Origin of the sequence: Pseudoxanthomonas spadix BD-a59 (genome assembly GCF_000233915.3) — a bacterium.
Classification (GTDB): Bacteria; Pseudomonadota; Gammaproteobacteria; order Xanthomonadales; family Xanthomonadaceae; genus Pseudoxanthomonas_A; species Pseudoxanthomonas_A spadix.
The window spans coordinates 3,435,513-3,452,554 of record NC_016147.2 but is presented as its reverse complement, the minus strand read 5'-3'; the positions used below and the strand labels follow the sequence as shown (position 1 = coordinate 3,452,554).

At 70.1% G+C, this 17,042-nt stretch carries 15 protein-coding genes and 1 pseudogene; 11 read left to right on the top strand and 5 right to left on the bottom strand.

Translation table 11 applies throughout. From position 1 onward, the window contains the following. The first annotated feature begins 200 nt into the window (after positions 1-200). The 5 genes from rpmH to DSC_RS15560 all read left to right on the top strand — a co-directional run bounded on the left by rpmH (position 201) and on the right by DSC_RS15560 (position 5,241). Positions 201-341 (top strand): 50S ribosomal protein L34, encoded by a 141-nt coding sequence (gene rpmH, locus DSC_RS15580; RefSeq protein ID WP_014162171.1) that lies wholly within the window; start codon positions 201-203, stop codon positions 339-341. A gap of 91 nt (positions 342-432) precedes the next feature. Next, positions 433-873, top strand: a complete 441-nt coding sequence (gene rnpA, locus DSC_RS15575; RefSeq protein ID WP_043290795.1) for a ribonuclease P protein component — start codon at positions 433-435, stop codon at positions 871-873. Positions 874-886: 13 nt separating this feature from the next. Next, positions 887-2,653: a membrane protein insertase YidC gene (yidC, locus tag DSC_RS15570; protein WP_014162169.1), complete on the top strand. Its 1,767-nt coding sequence runs from the start codon at positions 887-889 to the stop codon at positions 2,651-2,653. A gap of 73 nt (positions 2,654-2,726) precedes the next feature. Beyond that, complete coding sequence (gene mnmE / locus DSC_RS15565) at positions 2,727-4,076, top strand: tRNA uridine-5-carboxymethylaminomethyl(34) synthesis GTPase MnmE (protein ID WP_014162168.1); 1,350 nt, start codon at positions 2,727-2,729, stop codon at positions 4,074-4,076. Positions 4,077-4,167: 91 nt separating this feature from the next. After that, a complete protein-coding gene (locus DSC_RS15560; RefSeq protein WP_043291523.1) occupies positions 4,168-5,241 on the top strand; it encodes an energy transducer TonB in 1,074 nt (357 codons plus the stop codon). A 67-nt stretch (positions 5,242-5,308) separates the two neighbouring features. Here DSC_RS15560 and DSC_RS15555 read toward each other — a convergent pair whose 3' ends face one another. Genes DSC_RS15555 through DSC_RS15545 form a run of 3 tightly spaced genes read right to left on the bottom strand, consistent with a single transcriptional unit; the run spans position 5,309 to position 8,690 of the window. Then, positions 5,309-6,490 carry an ABC transporter permease gene (locus tag DSC_RS15555; RefSeq protein WP_014162166.1) on the bottom strand — a complete coding sequence of 394 codons (1,182 nt, stop codon included), beginning with the start codon at positions 6,488-6,490 and terminating at the stop codon, positions 5,309-5,311. Beyond that, the gene (locus DSC_RS15550; protein WP_014162165.1) at positions 6,487-7,233 is read right to left on the bottom strand and encodes an ABC transporter ATP-binding protein; all 747 of its coding nucleotides are present in this window, start codon (positions 7,231-7,233) and stop codon (positions 6,487-6,489) included. Before DSC_RS15550 ends, DSC_RS15555 begins: the two co-directional genes overlap by 4 nt. Continuing rightward, the gene (locus DSC_RS15545; RefSeq protein ID WP_014162164.1) at positions 7,230-8,690 is read right to left on the bottom strand and encodes an alpha/beta hydrolase; all 1,461 of its coding nucleotides are present in this window, start codon (positions 8,688-8,690) and stop codon (positions 7,230-7,232) included. Before DSC_RS15545 ends, DSC_RS15550 begins: the two co-directional genes overlap by 4 nt. Positions 8,691-9,257: 567 nt before the next feature. Here DSC_RS15545 and DSC_RS15540 point away from each other — a divergent pair. From DSC_RS15540 to DSC_RS15525, 4 genes and pseudogenes are all read left to right on the top strand, one after another. Next, positions 9,258-10,229 (top strand): ABC transporter ATP-binding protein, encoded by a 972-nt coding sequence (locus DSC_RS15540; RefSeq protein WP_014162162.1) that lies wholly within the window; start codon positions 9,258-9,260, stop codon positions 10,227-10,229. Continuing rightward, positions 10,226-11,029 carry an ABC transporter permease gene (locus tag DSC_RS15535; protein ID WP_014162161.1) on the top strand — a complete coding sequence of 268 codons (804 nt, stop codon included), beginning with the start codon at positions 10,226-10,228 and terminating at the stop codon, positions 11,027-11,029. The genes DSC_RS15540 and DSC_RS15535 overlap by 4 nt, the downstream gene beginning before the upstream one ends. A 25-nt stretch (positions 11,030-11,054) precedes the next feature. Next, on the top strand, positions 11,055-11,993 hold the full coding sequence (gene panE / locus DSC_RS15530) for a 2-dehydropantoate 2-reductase (protein WP_014162160.1): 939 nt from the start codon (positions 11,055-11,057) through the stop codon (positions 11,991-11,993). Between the two features lie 63 nt (positions 11,994-12,056). Continuing rightward, positions 12,057-12,293 (top strand): annotated as a pseudogene (locus tag DSC_RS15525) (hypothetical protein); the annotation flags it as partial. A gap of 18 nt (positions 12,294-12,311) precedes the next feature. On the opposite strand, the gene DSC_RS15520 reads toward DSC_RS15525, so the two are convergent. After that, on the bottom strand, positions 12,312-13,106 hold the full coding sequence (locus tag DSC_RS15520) for a TatD family hydrolase (protein WP_014162158.1): 795 nt from the start codon (positions 13,104-13,106) through the stop codon (positions 12,312-12,314). 71 nt (positions 13,107-13,177) lie between these two features. On the opposite strand from DSC_RS15520, the gene hrpB reads away from it, so the two are divergent. Beyond that, positions 13,178-15,709 carry an ATP-dependent helicase HrpB gene (gene hrpB / locus DSC_RS15515; RefSeq protein ID WP_014162157.1) on the top strand — a complete coding sequence of 844 codons (2,532 nt, stop codon included), beginning with the start codon at positions 13,178-13,180 and terminating at the stop codon, positions 15,707-15,709. Between the two features lie 130 nt (positions 15,710-15,839). Further along, a complete protein-coding gene (locus DSC_RS15510) occupies positions 15,840-16,259 on the top strand; it encodes a hypothetical protein (protein ID WP_014162156.1) in 420 nt (139 codons plus the stop codon). A gap of 132 nt (positions 16,260-16,391) precedes the next feature. On the opposite strand, the gene DSC_RS15505 is transcribed toward DSC_RS15510, so the two are convergent. After that, positions 16,392-16,934 (bottom strand): pseudouridine synthase, encoded by a 543-nt coding sequence (locus tag DSC_RS15505; RefSeq protein ID WP_043290793.1) that lies wholly within the window; start codon positions 16,932-16,934, stop codon positions 16,392-16,394. Positions 16,935-17,042: the final 108 nt, after the last annotated feature.

Genomic DNA, 17,042 nt, shown 5'->3' with positions numbered 1-17,042 from the left:
TTGCGAGATCGATCATCCGGCCGGCGCAGGCGTGGCAACAACCTGCGTGGCACAAGCGAAAAAGGGGCCGCGCAGGTTACCACGATGCACCGGCGGCCCACCGCCCATCCACAGCCTGGTCCACACCCTGCCCTTGACGCAGCAAACCGGCGCCCCGTAGAATTTCCGGTTCTTTCCACGCATACGCCTTAGAGTGCCCCATGGCCACCAAGCGCACCTACCAGCCCAGCAATCTCAAGCGCAAGCGCGACCACGGTTTTCGTGCACGCATGAAGACCGCTGACGGCCGCAAGATCCTCGCCCGCCGTCGCGCCAAGGGCCGCAAGACGCTCTGCGCCTGATGCCGGGGCCGCGCCCGGTGCGCGGCTCTGACATTGCCATGCGTCTGCACCCCAAGCCCGCGCCCGGCAACGGTGCGGGCTTTGTCGTGCCATGAGCTCTGAATTTCCCCGCAGGACCTTCCCCCGTGCGGCCCGGGTGCGCACCTCGGCCGAGTACGCCCGGGTGTTCGCCACCGCACGCCGGACCGCGGCGCCGATGCTGGCCCTGCATTACGCGGCTGGCGGCGACGGGGCGCGGCTGGGTCTGGCGGTGTCACGCAAGGTCGACAAGCACGCCGTCGGCCGCAACCGCATCAAGCGGACCTTGCGCGAGCAGTTCCGCGCCCTGCGCGCGCAGCTGGAGCCGGGCGACTACGTGCTGGTCGCCCGCCCACCGGCGGCCGCCGCTTCGTCCACGCAGCTGCGCCAGGCCTTCTGCGGGCTGCTGGTGCGCGCCGGCGCGTTGCCCCCTCCGGATGCGGGCGGCACAATGCGCCCCGCGCCTTCGAGCCCTCCCTCCTCCCTTTCCACGCCGGACCCGACCACCGGCTGAGACTGCCTGCCTGATGAACCAGACCCGTGTTTTCCTGATCTTCGCCTGGCTGATGGTGGCGACCTTGTTGTGGATGGAGTGGGGCAAGTGGACCAGCGCCCAGGACCAACCCGCCACTGCGGTTGCGACCGCGCCGGGCACCACATCCGACCAGGGCAATGGCGTGCCCAGCACCGAGGGCCTGACCATTCCGTCGGCCAACGTGGCCGAGCAGACCACCGCGCCGGCCCATGCGGCGGCCGCCGCGCCGGCGACGCAGGGCACCCAGGTCACCGTCAGTACCGACACGCTCAAGCTGGTGATTGACGGCAGCAAGGTCCTGCGCGCCCAGTTGCTGCAGTACCCGCAGAGCCGTGATCCCGGCGCCCCACCGGTCGAGCTGTTCAAGGACGACCCGGCCCAGCGCTACACCGCCGCGGTGGCCTGGATTGCCCAGAGCGGCGCGGCCCCGGACCAGAGCTCGGTCTTTCGCCCGATGCAGCCGCAGCGCGATTACAGTCTGGGCGCCGACCAGGACAGCCTGAGCATCCCGTTCGTGTGGGAAGGCAATGGCGTGCGCATCGTGCGCACCTTCACCGTCAGGCGCGGCCAGTACCTGGTAGGCGTGTCCGACCAGGTCACCAACACCGGCCAGGCACCGTGGCGCGGGGTGGTCTATCGCCAACTCGAACGCGTGCCGCCGCCGCCGGTCAAGGGCGGCTTCACCAATCCGCATGCCTTCAGCCTGGTCGGTGCCGCCTGGCGCACCGCCAGCGGCGCCTATGAACGACGCAAGTTCGACGAGGACTACCTGGAAGGGGGCAAGCTCAACCAGGATGCCACCGGCGGCTGGGCGGCGATGCTGGAGCACCACTTCCTCAGCGCCTGGGTGCCCGATCCGGCGCAGCCGACCAAGGTTTCGCTGGACCAGCGCGTGGTCGATGGCACCCCGCGTTACCTGATCAGCCAGACCGGTCCGGCCGTGAGCGTGGCACCAGGCCAGACCAGCACCGTCCAGGCGCGCCTGTGGGTTGGCCCGAAGCTGGTCAGGGCGATCCAGGCCTCGGGCATTCCGGGCCTGGACAGCGCGGTGGACTACAGCCGGTTCGCGCCGCTGGCGGTGATCGGCTCGGCCCTGTTCTGGATCCTGAGTCATCTGCACGAGCTGCTGGGTAACTGGGGCTGGTCGATCATCGGCCTGGTGGTGGTGATCAAGCTGGTGCTGTTCCCGCTGTCCTCGGCCCAGTACAAGTCGATGGCCAAGCTGCGCCGCTTCCAGCCGCGCATGGCGCAGCTGAAGGAGCGCTATGGCGATGACCGCGCCAAGTTGCAGCAGGCGATGATGGAGCTGTACAAGAAAGAGAAGATCAATCCGATGGGTGGCTGCCTGCCCACGCTGATCCAGATGCCGATCTTCCTGTGCCTGTACTGGGTGCTCAACGAATCGGTGGAGTTGCGCCAGGCGCCGTGGATCCTGTGGATCCAGGACCTGACCGCGCGCGATCCGTACTTCGTCCTGCCGCTGCTCAACGTGGCGGTGATGTTCCTGACCCAGCGGCTGACGCCCAACCCGGGCATGGACCCGACCCAGGCCAGGATGATGCAGCTCATGCCGCTGATCTTCGGCGCGACCATGGCCTTCTTCCCTTCCGGCCTGGTGCTGTACTGGGTCACCAACGGCGGCCTGAGCCTGCTGCAGCAGTGGTGGATGGGCCGCATCCACGGCCAGCCGGTGCTGGCCAGGCCCGAGACCGATGGCAAGGGCCACACCAAGGACGACCTCAAGACCAAGGGCAAGTAAGCCGGGCGGCAATTCCGGACCTGACCAGGATCGCGTCGACCCTGCACCGAACGCCTGTCCAACCGGAGCAACCGTGAGCGCAGCGGCCGCGACCACCGACACCATTGCCGCAGTGGCCACCGCCCCCGGCGCCGGGGGGGTGGGCATCGTGCGCCTGTCCGGGCCGCAGGCGCTGGCGATCGCCGCGGCGATGGGCGCCGGCCAGCTGCGGCCGCGCCGGGCGCGTTACGCGCGCTTCCTCGATGGCGACGGCGAGGTGATCGACGATGGCATCGCCCTGGCCTTCCTCGCCCCGGCCAGTTTTACCGGCGAGGACGTGGTCGAACTGCAGGCCCACGGCAGCCCGGTCGTGCTGCGCGCCCTGGTGGCGCGCGCCTGCGCGCTGGGCGCGCGCCCGGCGCGGCCCGGCGAGTTTTCCGAACGCGCCTTCCTCAACGGCAAGCTCGACCTGGCCCAGGCCGAGGCGATCGCCGACCTGATCGCCGCCGGTGACGCCCGCGCGGCGCGCGCGGCGCGACGTTCGCTGGAGGGGGTGTTCTCGCGCCGCATCCAGGCACTGTCCGAACAGCTGCTGCGGCTGCGCGTGCATGTGGAGGCGGCGATCGATTTCGCCGACGAGCCGCTGGACACGCTCGGCGGCGCGGCGGTGCGCTCCGGCCTGGCCGAGCTGGGCGACGCGTTGGCCGGGCTGTTGGCCGAGGCCGAGCGCGGCCGGCGCCTGCGCGACGGCCTGCATGTGGTGATCGTCGGCCCGCCCAACGCCGGCAAGAGCTCGCTGCTCAATGCACTGGCCGGACGCGAGCGGGCCATCGTCAGCGAGCTGGCCGGCACCACCCGCGACACCCTGCACGAAGTGATCCGCGTCGATGGCCTGGAGCTGACCCTGGTCGATACCGCCGGCCTGCGCAGCGGTGGCGATGTGATCGAACGCGAAGGCATGCGCCGGGCCGGCGAGGAACTGCAGCGCGCCGACGTGGCCCTGGTGGTGGTCGACGCGCGCGATCCGCAGGCCGGCCATGCGGCGACCGCAAACCTGCTCGACCCGCAGCTTCGCCAGCTGTGGCTGCACAACAAGACCGATCTGCTGCCGGCGACCCATGCGCTGCCGGACCAGGCGCTGGGCATCTCGACCCGCACCGGCGCCGGCATCCAGGCCCTGCTGGCGCGGCTGCAGGCGCTGGTCAGTGGCCCGGCACTCGCCTCTGCTGAGGGTGAGTTCTCCGCCCGCGCCCGCCATGTGCTGGCGCTGGAGCAGGCCCTGGCGCACCTGGACCTTGCAAAACGCGAGATTGATCATGAAACGCTTGAACTGGCCGCTGAACACTTGCGGCTTGCCCATGACGCGCTGGGTGAGATCACCGGCAAAACCTCGCCCGACGCGCTGCTGGGACGGATCTTTTCCACGTTCTGCATCGGCAAGTAGGAGCGGGCGCCTGTTGACAAGCGCTGGCGATTTCCGTGACTTTCACGTTGCAGGCATTCGTCAGGCAATGCGCACCCAGGGGAAATACCAGATGTCCAAGCTCACACCGACCGCCCTGCGGCCCGTGGCAGCGTTCGCGCTGCTCGGCCTGCTGGCCGCCTGTTCCAAGCCACCGCCGGCCGCCGACGGCCAACCCGGCAGCGCCGCACCGACCGACAAGGCCAGCGCAGCGCAGGCGGTGGCCGCCGACAGCCCACCCAAGCCAGCGGTGGCCGCCAGTGTCCAGGCGATGAGCGCCGAGGACCTGCGCGCCGCCGCCAGCAAGGCGCTGAGCCAGAACCGCATCTACGCCCCGGGCGGCGACAACGCCATGGAGTACTACCTGGCCCTGCGTGACAAGCAGCCCGACGATCCGGCCACCACCAGCGCCCTGACCGACCTGATGCCCTACACGGTGATCGCCGCCGAGCAGAGCATTGGCCGCCAGGACTTCGACGAGGCCAGGCGCCTGCTGGCCCTGATCGGCAAGGCTGATCCCAAGGCGCCGGCCCTGCCCCGCCTGGGCCAGGCCATCGCCAGCGGCGAGAAGCTGCTGGCCCAGCAGACCACCGACGAAGCCAGCAAGGCCAAGGCGGCCGCCGAGGCCAAGACCAGGGAAACCCAGCGCCTGGCCGAACAGGCCGCCCAGCAGAAGCAGGCCGCCGACGCCCTGGCGGCCCAGCAGGCGCAGCAGGCGCAGGCCCAGCAGGCGCAGCAAACGCCAGCCGCGCGGGCCGAGCCGGCCCGGACCGAGACGCCTCCGGCCGCCGCGCCTGCGCGCCAGCCCGTGGCAGACGCCCCGAACCCGGCGCCGGCCCCGGCCACCCAAACCCCGGCGCCGCGTCCGGTGGCCGCCGAGCCGGCCCCGCCGGCGGGCGAACGTCGGCTGCTGAGCGCGCCCTCGCCGCGTTATCCGATGGAGGCCCTGCGCGCCAATACCAGCGGCACCGTCGTCGTGGAGATCACCATCGGCGGCGACGGCGATGTCACCAATGCGCGGGTGGTCGAGGCGACTCCGCCGCGCGTGTTCGACCGCGCCGCGCTGACTGCGGTCAAGCGCTGGAAGTTCGAACCCACCGGCGCGACCAGCACCACCCGGCGCACGATCGCGTTCAGTCCGGGCTGATCGGCCAGATGTGGGAAAGAAGGGCCGGCAATGCCGGCCCTTCCTCGTTTGGCGAGGGCCCTGGGCCTCAGCCGGAGATCGCCAGCTGCTCGCCGCGATAGCGGCGCACGGCCAGCAACCACATCAGCGCGGCCAGCGAGAAGCTCGCACCCAGGTAGGTGGCCCACTGCACCGGCGCGATCGCCTCGCCGCGCACGACCTTCAGGATCAGCTGGTTCTGCGCCAGGAACGGCACCGCGAACTGCCATAGCTGGGTCTTGACCGGGTTCACCATCAGGATGATCGAAGGCAGCATCGGCAGCAGCATGAGATAGCTCATGTGGCTCTGCGCCTCCTTCATGCTCTTGGCCGTGGCCGACAGATAGGTCAGCAGGGTGGTGCCGATGAACACCATCGGCATCAGGATCAGCAGCAGCATCGCGATGGTCATGAAACTCACCGACATCTGCCGACCCACGGTCGGCGAGATCACCGCGGTGGCCTTGAACATCAGCAGGGTAAAGGCCAGCGACAGCAGCGCCACCGCGCAGGCCGCGGCCACCTTGCCGCTGACGATCGCGCCGCGCGCGGCCGGCGTGGCCAGCAGCGGTTCCATCGACTGGCGTTCGCGCTCGCCGGCCGTGGCATCCATGATCAGGTAGGCGCCGCCCATGAACGCACTGAGGATCAGCAGGTAGGGCAGCAGGATCCCGACCAGCTGGCCGCGCTTGGCCGCATCGGAGGCCATGTCGGTCTCGCCGACCTGCAGCGGTGCGGCGGCCGAGGGACTGATCCCGCGCGCCAGCAGGCGCAGTGCCGCGACCTGCCCGCTGTAGGCCTTGAGCAGCGCCTGTACCCGCTTGACCGGCACCTCGGCGTTCTGGCGGGTGCTGTCGCTGATCACCTCCACCGGTGCAGGTTCGCTCCTGCGCCACTTCTCGGCGTAGTCGTCGCCGATGCGCAGGATCACATCGTCCTTCTGCTCGGCGATGGCAGCGGCGATGTCGGTCGGTGGCGCCTTGATGGTGACGTTCTGGCCTTGCAGCCAGGCGATCAGGTTGGGCGCGTTGTCCTTGCCGATGACGGGCAGCTCCAGCGGCTTTTCGGTCAGGTCGCGGATCCGGTTCTCGGTCAGGGTGAAGATGCCCACCAGCATCACCGGAATCAGGATCGGCCCCAGCGCCAGCGACAGGAACACCGTGCGCCGGTCGCGGAACAGGTCCTTGAGCTCCTTGCGCATCACGATCATGAGGGTCTTCAGACTGCTCATGCGACCAGACCCTCCTCGGAGCCGATCGCCTTGACGAAGGCGTCCTCCAGGTTCTGCTCGCCGTAGTGCGCGCGCAGTTCGTCGGCGGTTCCCGCTGCGACCACGGTGCCCTTGGCGATGATCACGATGCGGTCACACAGCGCGGCGACCTCCTGCATGATGTGGCTGGAAAACACCACGCAGCGTCCTTCGCCGCGCAGGTCTTTGAGGAATTCGCGCAGGCCGCGGGTGGTCATCACGTCCAGGCCGTTGGTGGGCTCGTCCAGGACCACGTTGCGCGGGTCATGCACCAGCGCGCGGGCGATCGCGGTCTTGGTCCGTTGGCCCTGGCTGAAGCCCTCGGCGCGGCGGTCGATGAAGTCGGCCATGTTCAATGCCTGCACCAGGCGCTCGGTGCGCGCGTTGATCGTGTCGCTGTCCAGGCCATGCAGCTGGCCGAAGTAGGCGATGTTCTCGCGTGCGGTCAGGCGCTTGTAGACACCGCGCGCATCGGGCAGCACGCCCAGCGCGCGGCGCGCGGCCTGCGGGTTGCTGGCCACGTCCACGCCATCGACCAGCACCTGGCCCACGTCGGGCTGCATCAGGGTGTAGAGCATGCGCAGGGTGGTGGTCTTGCCGGCGCCATTGGGCCCCAGCAGGCCGGTGATCTGGCCATCGGCGGCGGTGAAGTCCACGCCATTGACGGCCTTGACCTCGCTCTTTTTGGTCTTGAAGGTCTTGTGGAGATTGCGCAGGGCGATCATGGGTCCCATCCGTAGAAGCCGGTGAAAGGCGGGGTGTCGGTCAGCCGGTCCAGGCACTTGGCATCCAGTGCCTTCGGATCCAGGCCATCGAGGAACTTGCCCAGCAGCTGCGGTGTGCAGCCTGCGGCGATGACGTTGTGGCCCTGGCCGCGCAGCACCAGGTGGCGCGCGTTGGGCAGGGCCTTGGCCACTTCCTCGCCATAACGCGGCGGGGTGACCGGATCGAACTGGCCGCTCAGCAGCAGCGCCGGCACCTGTGTGGACAGCGGCTTGCGAAAGTTCGCCGCGCGGGTGCCCTTGGGCCATACCGCGCACTGTGCTTTCAAACCGTCGACAATCGCGTTGCCCAGCAGCGTGCCGTCCTGTGCCGGATCGGCCTTCAGCTCGCTGCCGTCCTCGGTGCAGATCACCGACAGCTGCATGCCGATGGCCATCGCATCGGCCAGCGAATCGCCGATCATGTTGGCGCTGGCGGCCAGGGTGTCGTAGCGGCCCTGCGCGGCTTCGGAAAACTGCAGCGGCAGGGTCGCGGTCATCAGCGGCAGATAGGCCGACATGCGCACCAGCATCGCCACATCGCCGGCAGTGAGCACTTCCTGCCGGGCCACGCCAGTGGCCGGATCGCGGAAGCTGACCGTCGGCGGGGTGTCCTTCAAGGTCTTCATCAACGCGTTGAGGCGCTGGCGCGGGTCGCCGAGTTTCTCCGTGCACTTGGCGTCCCTGGCGCAGCGGCCGAACTGCAGGTCCAGTGCGTGTTCCAGGTTCGCCGCGAACTCGTTGCCCAGCACCAGCGAGTTGGGCACCACCCCGTCCAGCACGATCGCGCGGGTGTGCTGCGGATAGGCGGCCGCGTACTGCTGGGCCACGCGGGTGCCGTAGGACACGCCGACCAGGTTGATCTTGTCCGCACCGATGGCCTGGCGCACGCTGTCCAGGTCGCCGATGGCCTGACCGGTGGTGTAGTGGCGCAGGTCGGCCTTCTTCTCCAGCGTGGCCATGCACTGGCGCGCGTAGTCCGCCGCCGCCTGCGGCGAGTCAGGGTCCATGGCATCGGTCGGGTTGGCGCACTGCAGCGGGTTGGAGCCGCCGGTGCCACGCTGGTCGACCAGGATCAGGTTGCGCTTCCTGACCACTTCGGCGAACGCCGGCTGCACCTGCGGATAGCTGTCCAGCGCCGACTGGCCCGGGCCGCCGGCGAGCATGAACACCGGATCGGGCTCGGCCGCCTCCTCGCGCCCGGCCGGGATCCAGCCGATGCGCAGGCTGATCCTGCGGCCATCGGGCGCCTTGGGATTTTCCGGAACCGCCAGGGTGGTGCACTGGGCCTGGACGACGCTGGCCGACAGCGGTGCGCTGAGCGCGCACGGCTTGAATTCCAGCGTGCCCAGGGTGCGGGCCTGCGCCGCTGGCGCGCATGCGGCCAGGATCAGGGCGGGGAACAACCAGCGGTGCCGCATGACGAACTCCTTGGAAGACAGCGGAAATTTCCTGCGTGGATGCTGACATGACCCGGGGCGCCGGCGGATGTGACCGAAGGCAGGGGGCATGACGGTTCGAACAGCACGCGCGCCTTGGGAACGGGGCCTCGACCCTGTCCGGATTGCCGCACAGGCAGGCGATGTCGCGGGTCGGGTCCGGGGCGAACCCGGCCAGCACCTGCTGCAGGTAGCCGCCGCGCATCCGGGCGTGCGCGGCGGCCGGCCGTTCTCGCGCCAGGCACGGCAGGCAGCGAAAGCCCGGATGCGCCACGGCGAAGGCGCGCAACGGGTCGTGGTACGGCATCTCGCGCGTTGGCATCGCCCGGCTGCAGGATGAACTGGCCGGGCACGAACGCCATCGGGTGCCCTGGGTGCAGGCGAACACATCGTGGCCCACGCTGGGCGCGATCATGCCGCGTTCGCGCAGCGTCGGCGGAACTGGGCAATGGCCAAGTGGAACGCTCTGGTGCCCGGGCAGCCAGGCGGGGCGCCTATAATAGGCAATCGCTTGTCCTGCGGGCCTTCGCCCGCGCAAAGGCCCACTCCATGACTGTTCCTTCCGCGGCGGCCGGCAACGTCCCGGCGCTGTCCATCGTCGATCTGACCAAGCGCTACAGCAACGGCGTCGAGGCGCTCAAGGGCGTGTCGCTGACCGTGGCGCCCGGCGATTTCTTCGCCCTGCTCGGCCCCAACGGCGCCGGCAAGTCGACCCTGATCGGCATCATTTCCTCGCTGGTCAACAAGACCTCAGGCCAGGTCCAGGTGTTCGGCGTCGACCTGTCGGCCCGCCGCGACGCGGCCATGCGCCTGATCGGCCTGGTCCCGCAGGAGATCAACTTCAACCTGTTCGAGAAACCCTTCGACATCCTGGTCAACTACGCCGGCTTCTATGGCATCCCGCGCCGCCAGGCCGTGCCGCTTGCCGAGGACGAGCTCAAGCGCGCCCAGCTGTGGGACAAGGCCTTCCTGATGAGCCGCACCCTTTCTGGTGGCATGAAGCGCCGGCTGATGATCGCCCGGGCGATGATGACCCGACCGCGCCTGCTGATCCTGGACGAACCCACCGCCGGGGTCGATATCGAGATCCGCCGCGGCATGTGGAAGACGCTCAAGGACATCAACATCGCCGGCACCACCATCATCCTGACCACGCACTACCTGGAGGAAGCCGAGAGCCTGTGCCGCAACCTGGCCATCATCAATCACGGCCGGATCGTGCAGCAGGGGCCGATGCGCACGTTGCTGGCGCAGCTGGACGTGGAGGGGTTCCTGTTCGACATTGAGGGCGAACTGCCCGCGCAGCTGCCGGTGATCGAAGGCGCCACGCTGGCCGCCGCCGACCCGCACACGCTGGACCTGGACATGCCGCGGGCGATGGACCTCACCCGGGTGTTCGAAGCGCTGGCCGCGGCCGGCATCCGCGTGCGTTCGATGCGGACCAAGTCCAACCGGCTGGAGGAGCTGTTCGTGCGCCTGACCGCCGCGCCCGCCGCCACGCCCACGGAGGTTTCCGCATGAGCAACCAGGCCCTGCTGCCGCCTGCCAGCAACACCCGGCGCAACCTGACCGCGCTGTGGACCATCGCCCGGCGCGAAGTGGCGCGCATCCTGCGCATCTGGGGCCAGACCCTGGTGCCGCCGGCGATCACCATGACCCTGTACTTCATGATCTTCGGCGGCCTGATCGGCTCGCGCGTGGGCGACATGGGCGGTTTCTCCTACATGCAGTTCATCGTCCCGGGCCTGGTGATGATGAGCGTGATCCAGAACAGCTACGGCAACATCAGCTCGTCGTTCTTCGGCGCCAAGTTCGGCCGCCATGTGGAAGAGCTGCTGGTCAGCCCGGTGCCCAACTGGGTGATCCTGCTGGGCTACGTGGCCGGCGCGGTGCTGCGCGGGCTGATGGTGGGCGTGATCGTGCTGATCATCGCGATGTTCTTCACCCCGGTGCGCATCCCGCACCCGCTGGTGACCCTGAGCACGGTGCTGCTGGGCGCGACGATCTTCTCGCTGGCCGGCTTCGTCAATGCCGCCTACGCGCGCAAGTTCGATGACATCGCGATCGTGCCGACCTTCATCCTGACCCCGCTGACCTATCTGGGCGGGGTGTTCTATTCGGTCGAGCTGCTGCCGGGCTGGGCCGAGGCGCTGACCCACCTCAACCCGATCTTCTACATGGTCAACGCGTTCCGCTACGGCCTGCTGGGCAGCTCCGACGTGCCGCTGTGGGTGGCCTACGTGCTGATGGTGGGCTTCGTGGTGTCACTGGGCGCACTGGGCCTGCACCTGCTCAAGCGCGGCATCGGCCTGCGCAGCTGATCCTGCAAGCTCTGGAGAACGGCACATGCGGATCCTGGTATTGGGTGCCGGTGGCACCGGTGGTTATTTCGGCGGACGGCTGGCGCAGTCCGGCGCGGACGTGACTTTCCTGGTGCGTCCTGCGCGTGCCGAACAGCTCGAGCGCGACGGCCTGGTGATCAGGACCGCGCAGAGCGATGCGCAGTTTCCGGTGGCCCATGTCACCGCCGAGGCGCTGCCGGCGCTGGCGGCCGGCAAACCCTTCGACCTGGTGCTGCTGAGCTGCAAGGCCTATGACCTGGACAGCGCCATCGACGCGATCGCCCCTGCGGTCGGCCCGGGCACGAGCGTGCTGCCGATCCTCAACGGCCTGCTGCACTACACCGCGCTGGACGCGCGCTTTGGCGCGGCCAACGTGCTGGGCGGGCTGTGCTTCATCAGTGCGATGAAGGGCCCGGATGGCCAGGTGCTGCACCTGGGCAGGACCGCCTCGATCACCTTCGGCGAGCGCAGCGGCGACACCGACAGCCCGCGCACGCAGGCGCTGGCCACGCTGTGCCGGCAGGCCGGGCTGAAGTTCGAACACGCAGCCGACATCGCCGTGGCGCAATGGAGCAAGTACAGCTTCGTGACCGCGCTGGCGGCGGCCACCTGCCTGATGCGCGGCAGCGTCGGCCAGATCGTCGCCGCCGAGGGCGGGCACGCGTTCATGGCCGGCCTGTACGCGGAATGCCTGGAGGTGGCCGCCGCGGCCGGGGTCCAGGTGCCGCAGACCGCGCAGGCCTCGATGCTGGAGGCGTTGACCCAGCCCGGTTCCACGCTGACCGCCTCGATGCTGCGCGACCTGCAATCGGGCCAGCGGGTGGAAGCGGCGCACATCGTCGGCGACATGGTCCATCGCGCCGCGCACGCCGGCCTGCGCGTGGCGCGGCTGGAAACGGCGTGGATCCACCTGCAGGTGTTGGTCGCCGCCCAGCTTGGGTGAGCGGCTGACGCCTTCGCGCCGCCCGCACGCGGCGCTGGCCATGCTGCGGCGCCATCGACGCACCGCTACCTGTCGCGGTTCTTGGTGGTGGTGATCGCGCTGAGCATCGAGACCCTGGTGATGACCTTCGAGCTGGGCCACGAAGATCCCACCAAACTGCCCTATGCCGGGGCCATCGGCCTCACCGCCGCGGTGCTGCTGATCGCCTGGGGCGCTTTCGTCAAGTTCAACCGCGTCGCCGAAGACCTGGAACCGGAGGCGATGGCAGAGGCCAAGCAGGAAGACGACCAGGCCCAGTGAGCCCGGCGGCCGGCACGCTCAGGCAACCGGCAGGCCGAAGAACGCGCGCGCGGTGTGGGTGGTGCTGGCGGCAGTGACGGCAGGTTCCTCGCCGCGCTCGCGTGCAACTTCGTGTGCGATGTGCGCCAGGAAGGCCGGTTCGTTGCGACGGTCCTTGGGCATCGGCTTGAGGGTGCGCGGCAGCAGGTACGGCGCATCGGTCTCGAGCATCAGCCGGTGCGCGGGGATGTGCGGCACCAGCGTGCGCAGATGCGCGCCGCGGCGCTCGTCGCACAGCCAGCCGGTGATGCCGATGTGCCAGTCCTGGTCCAGGTAATCGAACAGCTCCTGGCGCGTGCCGGTGAAGCAGTGCACCACCGCGGCCGGCAGCTGACCGTCGAATTGCTTCATCATCGCCATGAAATCGGCATGCGCCTCGCGCTGGTGCAGGAACAGCGGCTTGCCGGTGTCCACCGCGCTCTGCAGCTGGTGCTCGAACGCGCGGCGCTGGGCCGGGCGCGGGGAGAGGTCGCGGTGGTAGTCCAGCCCGCATTCGCCCACCGCCACCACTTCAGGCTGGGCAAGCAGCATGCGCATCTGCGCATCGCACTCGGCGCTGTATTCGCTGGCGTGGTGCGGATGCACGCCGGCGGTGGCGAACAGGAACCCCGGATGCGCGCGCGCCAGTTCCAGCGCCCTGGGCGAATGCTCGCGGCTGGCCCCGGTGACCACCAGCTGGGCCACGCCGGCAGCGCGCGCGCGCTGCAGGACTGCGTCGCGATCGCGGTCGAAGGCCTCGTGGGTGAGGTTGGCACCGATATCGATGAGCTGCATGGCGCGTGGAGCGAAGACCTGGGAGCGCCATAGTGTAGGGCGCGGCGGACACGCGCCTTATCCTGTGTGCCATGTCCGCGCCGTTCTTCCCCATTTCGCCGCTGCTGCCGCAGATCACCGCCGCGCTGGCCGATCATCCGCGGCTGGTGCTCGAAGCCCCGCCCGGTGCCGGCAAGACCACCCAGGTGCCGCTGGCATTGCTGGACGCGCCGTGGCTGGCCGGCCGCAGGATCGTGATGCTCGAACCGCGCCGGGTGGCCGCGCGTGCCGCCGCCGGCTTCATGGCCAGCCAGCTCGGTGAGCCGGTCGGTCAGACCGTTGGCTACCGCATCCGCTTCGACAACAGGACCAGCGCACGCACCCGGATCGAGGTGGTCACCGAGGGCATCCTGACCCGGATGCTGCAGGACGACCCGCTGCTGGAAGGGGTCGGCGCGCTGCTGTTCGACGAATTCCACGAACGCCACCTGGCCGGCGACCTGGGCCTGGCCCTGGCGCTGGACGTGCAGGCGGCACTTTATCCGCAGGACCCCGGATCAAGTCCGGGGCAGGCGCTTCGCATCGTGGTGATGTCGGCCACCCTGGATGGCGCGCGCCTGGCGCAGTGGCTGGACGCGCCGCGCCTGTCCAGCGAAGGGCGCAGCTATCCGGTGGAGGTTTCGCATTTCCCCGCGCGGCGCGACGAGGCGCTGGAGTCGCAGGCCCGGCGCGCGGTGGAAGCGGCCATTGCCAGCCATCCCGGCGACGTGCTGGTGTTCCTGCCGGGCCAGCGCGAGATCGCACGCGTGCAGGCGGCGCTGGGCGACAGTCCTGCACTGGCCGGGGTCAGCGTGCTGGCGCTGCATGGCGAGCTGCCGGTGCAGCAGCAGTCGGCCGTGCTGCAGCCCGATCCGCAGGGCCGACGCCGCGTGGTGTTGGCGACCAACGTGGCCGAGTCGTCGGTGACCCTGCCCGGCGTGCGGGTGGTGATCGACAGCGGGCTGGCGCGCGAGCCGCGGCTGGATCCCAACAGCGGATTCTCGCGGCTGGACGTGGTCCACATCGCCCAGGCCTCGGCCGACCAGCGCGCCGGCCGCGCCGGCCGTGTCGCCGAAGGCGTGGCCTGGCGCCTGTGGCCGGCCTCGCAGCGACTGGAACCCCAGCGACGCCCGGAGATCACCCAGGTCGAACTGGCCGGCCTGGCGCTGGAACTGGCGGCGTGGGGCAGCGACGAGCTGCGCTTTGTCGATCCGCCGCCGTCCGGCCCGCTGGCCGCCGCGCGCGAGCTGCTGCAGCGGCTGGGCGCGCTGGATGCCAGCCGGGCGATCACCCCGCTCGGCCGGCGCATGCTGGCGCTGGGCACCCATCCACGGCTGGCCGCGATGCTGCTGGCGGCCCCGGCGGGCACGTCGCGCGCGCTGGCCTGCGACCTGGCCGCGCTGGTGGAGGCGCGCGACCCGCTGCGTGGCGGCGGCGATGCGCTGGCCGCGCGCTGGCGTGCGCTGGCCGCCTTCCGTGATGGCCGCGTCCCGGCCGATGCGCAGCGTTCGGCGCTGGCGGCGATCGATGCGGCCGCCAGGCAGTGGCGCCGCCGCCTGCGCGAGGACGCCGCGCCACCGCGCCAGAGCGAAGCGCACGCGCTGGGCGACCTGCTGGCGCAGGCCTTTCCCGATCGTATCGGCTATCGCCATCCCACCGATCCGCTGCGCTATGCGCTGGCCAACGGCCGCACCGCGCGCCTGTTCGATGACAGCGCGCTGCGTGGCGAGCCGTGGATCGTGGCCAGCGAGCTGCGCCTGGAAGCGCGCGATGGCCTGGTCCTGCGCGCCGCGCCGGTGGACCAGGCGTTCCTGCACGAGCACTTCGCCGCGCATTTTTCCACCGCCGACCAGGTGCGCTGGGATGTGGAGCGGCGCGCGCTGGTGGCCCAGCGCACCTCGCGCTTCGATGCGATCGTGCTGGACGCGCGCCCGGCTGGAAGGATCGATCCGCAGCACGCCGCTGCCGCGCTCACCGACGCGGTGCGCGCGCTGGGCCTGGACGCCCTGCCCTGGACCGAGGGCCTGCAGCAATGGCGCGCGCGCGTGCGCAACCTGCGCGCCTGGATGCCGGAGCTGGCCCTGCCCGACCTGTCCGACGCGGCGCTGCTGGCCACCCTGGACCACTGGCTCAGGCCCGCCTTCGCCGGCAAGACCGCGCTGGATGCACTGGACGAAAGCGAACTGGCCCAGGCGCTGAAGTCCTTGACCGACTGGGCCACGCGCCAGCGCATCGACGCCCTGGCCCCGACCCACATCACCGTGCCTTCCGGGCTGGAGCGGCGCATCGACTACGGCGTCGAGCATGACGGCAGCCCGCGCGCGCCGGTGCTGGCGGTCAAGTTGCAGGAGCTGTTCGGCCTGGGCGAGACCCCGCACATTGCCGGTGGCCGGGTGCCGCTGACCCTGCACCTGCTCTCGCCCGGCGGCAAGCCGCTGCAGGTCACGCGCGACCTGCGCAGCTTCTGGGCCAAGACCTATGCCGAGATCAAGAAGGAGATGAAGGGACGCTACCCCCGCCATCCCTGGCCCGACGACCCCTGGAGCGCCACCGCCACCCACCGGGCCAAGCCCCGCGGCAGCTGAATCGCCCGGGCTTGAAGCGACCTTGCGCGCAGCGTGTTCAGGCTGTGGATGGGCTGGCGCGGCGCCGCACACGCGCCGTCTACATGGCTGCCCGGACACTGCACCTCTTCCTCCTCATCAGGGTTCCGTCATGAGCAAGTTCACTGACATCAGCGACCGCGCGCTGGAGACCGCCCTGGAGCTGGTCCACCAGGCCGGCGACGGACTGCGCAGCGCCGGCAGCAGCGTGCGCGACCTGGTGCCTTCGCGCCGGTCCACCGCCGGCAAGTTCCTCAAGAGCAGCGCTGCGCTGGGCGTGGCGCGCACCGGCGGCAAGGTCGCCACCAGCTTCGTCAAGCGCAACCCGGTCGCGGTGGGCGCCGCGGCCGCGGTCGGCATCGGCTTGATCGGCTATGCGGTGTTCCGCAGGTACAGGCAGAAGCAGGACATGGCCGCCATCGACGGCAGCGCGCGCCGGCTGCAACCGGCCACCAGCCGGGGCAACGCCGGGCTGCGTTCGCGCGCCGCACGCTACAGCCGGGCAGCCGCCAAGACGCCCAGCGAAAGCTGAGCTGCAATGCTGAGTCCTCGGCCGTCTGGCCCTCGCCACCGCGGGGGCCGGGCGGTCGAGCCAGCTTCCCGAGGTTGAGGCGACGCCCGGCACGACCGGGCGTCGTGCCGTTTCGGCGTTGCCATGCAGCGCTCATGGCTGCTGGATGCGCCACTGTCCCGGCTGCAGGTCCTGCAGCGCCACCCCACCCATTGCCACGCGGACCAGCCGCAGGGTCGGCAGGCCGACCGCGGCGGTCATGCGCCGCACCTGCCGGTTGCGCCCTTCGCGCAAGGTCAGTTCCAGCCAGGCATCGGGCACGGTCTTGCGCACGCGCACGGGCGGATCGCGCGGCCATAGCTTCGGCGGCGTTTCGCGCAGGCGTACGCGCGCCGGCAGGGTCGGGCCGTCGTTCAATCCCACGCCATCGCGCAGGGCATGCAACTGGTCCGGATGGGGCGTGCCTTCGACCTGCACCAGGTAGGTCTTGTCCTGCCTGTGGTGCGGATCGGTGAGCCGGTGGGCCAGGGCGCCCTCGTCGGTGAGCAGCAGCAGGCCTTCGCTGTCGTAGTCCAGCCGCCCAGCCGCGTAGACCTCCCTGGGCAGGCCGAATTCGGCCAGCGTGCGCCGCGGCGGCGCGCTGCGATCGGTGAACTGGCACAGCACGTTGAATGGTTTGTTGAAGGCAATGAGCAAGGCGTTGACCGGCGTGGCGACCGCGGCGGGATGTGGGGGCCCATTATCGATGCCCGCCGCGTGGGAGCTGCTGGATCTGACTGCGCCCACGCCGCCGCCCAGCGTTGC

Coding starts and splice junctions, on each gene's coding strand:
- DSC_RS15560 (WP_043291523.1), top strand. CDS start 4,168: ATGTCCAAGCTCACACCGACCGCCCTGCGGCCCGTGGCAGCGTTCGCG.
- panE (WP_014162160.1), top strand. CDS start 11,055: ATGCGGATCCTGGTATTGGGTGCCGGTGGCACCGGTGGTTATTTCGGC.
- DSC_RS15550 (WP_014162165.1), bottom strand. CDS start 7,233: ATGATCGCCCTGCGCAATCTCCACAAGACCTTCAAGACCAAAAAGAGC.
- DSC_RS15540 (WP_014162162.1), top strand. CDS start 9,258: ATGACTGTTCCTTCCGCGGCGGCCGGCAACGTCCCGGCGCTGTCCATC.
- DSC_RS15520 (WP_014162158.1), bottom strand. CDS start 13,106: ATGCAGCTCATCGATATCGGTGCCAACCTCACCCACGAGGCCTTCGAC.
- rpmH (WP_014162171.1), top strand. CDS start 201: ATGGCCACCAAGCGCACCTACCAGCCCAGCAATCTCAAGCGCAAGCGC.
- DSC_RS15555 (WP_014162166.1), bottom strand. CDS start 6,490: ATGAGCAGTCTGAAGACCCTCATGATCGTGATGCGCAAGGAGCTCAAG.
- DSC_RS15510 (WP_014162156.1), top strand. CDS start 15,840: ATGAGCAAGTTCACTGACATCAGCGACCGCGCGCTGGAGACCGCCCTG.
- DSC_RS15535 (WP_014162161.1), top strand. CDS start 10,226: ATGAGCAACCAGGCCCTGCTGCCGCCTGCCAGCAACACCCGGCGCAAC.
- yidC (WP_014162169.1), top strand. CDS start 887: ATGAACCAGACCCGTGTTTTCCTGATCTTCGCCTGGCTGATGGTGGCG.
- hrpB (WP_014162157.1), top strand. CDS start 13,178: ATGTCCGCGCCGTTCTTCCCCATTTCGCCGCTGCTGCCGCAGATCACC.
- rnpA (WP_043290795.1), top strand. CDS start 433: ATGAGCTCTGAATTTCCCCGCAGGACCTTCCCCCGTGCGGCCCGGGTG.
- DSC_RS15545 (WP_014162164.1), bottom strand. CDS start 8,690: ATGCGGCACCGCTGGTTGTTCCCCGCCCTGATCCTGGCCGCATGCGCG.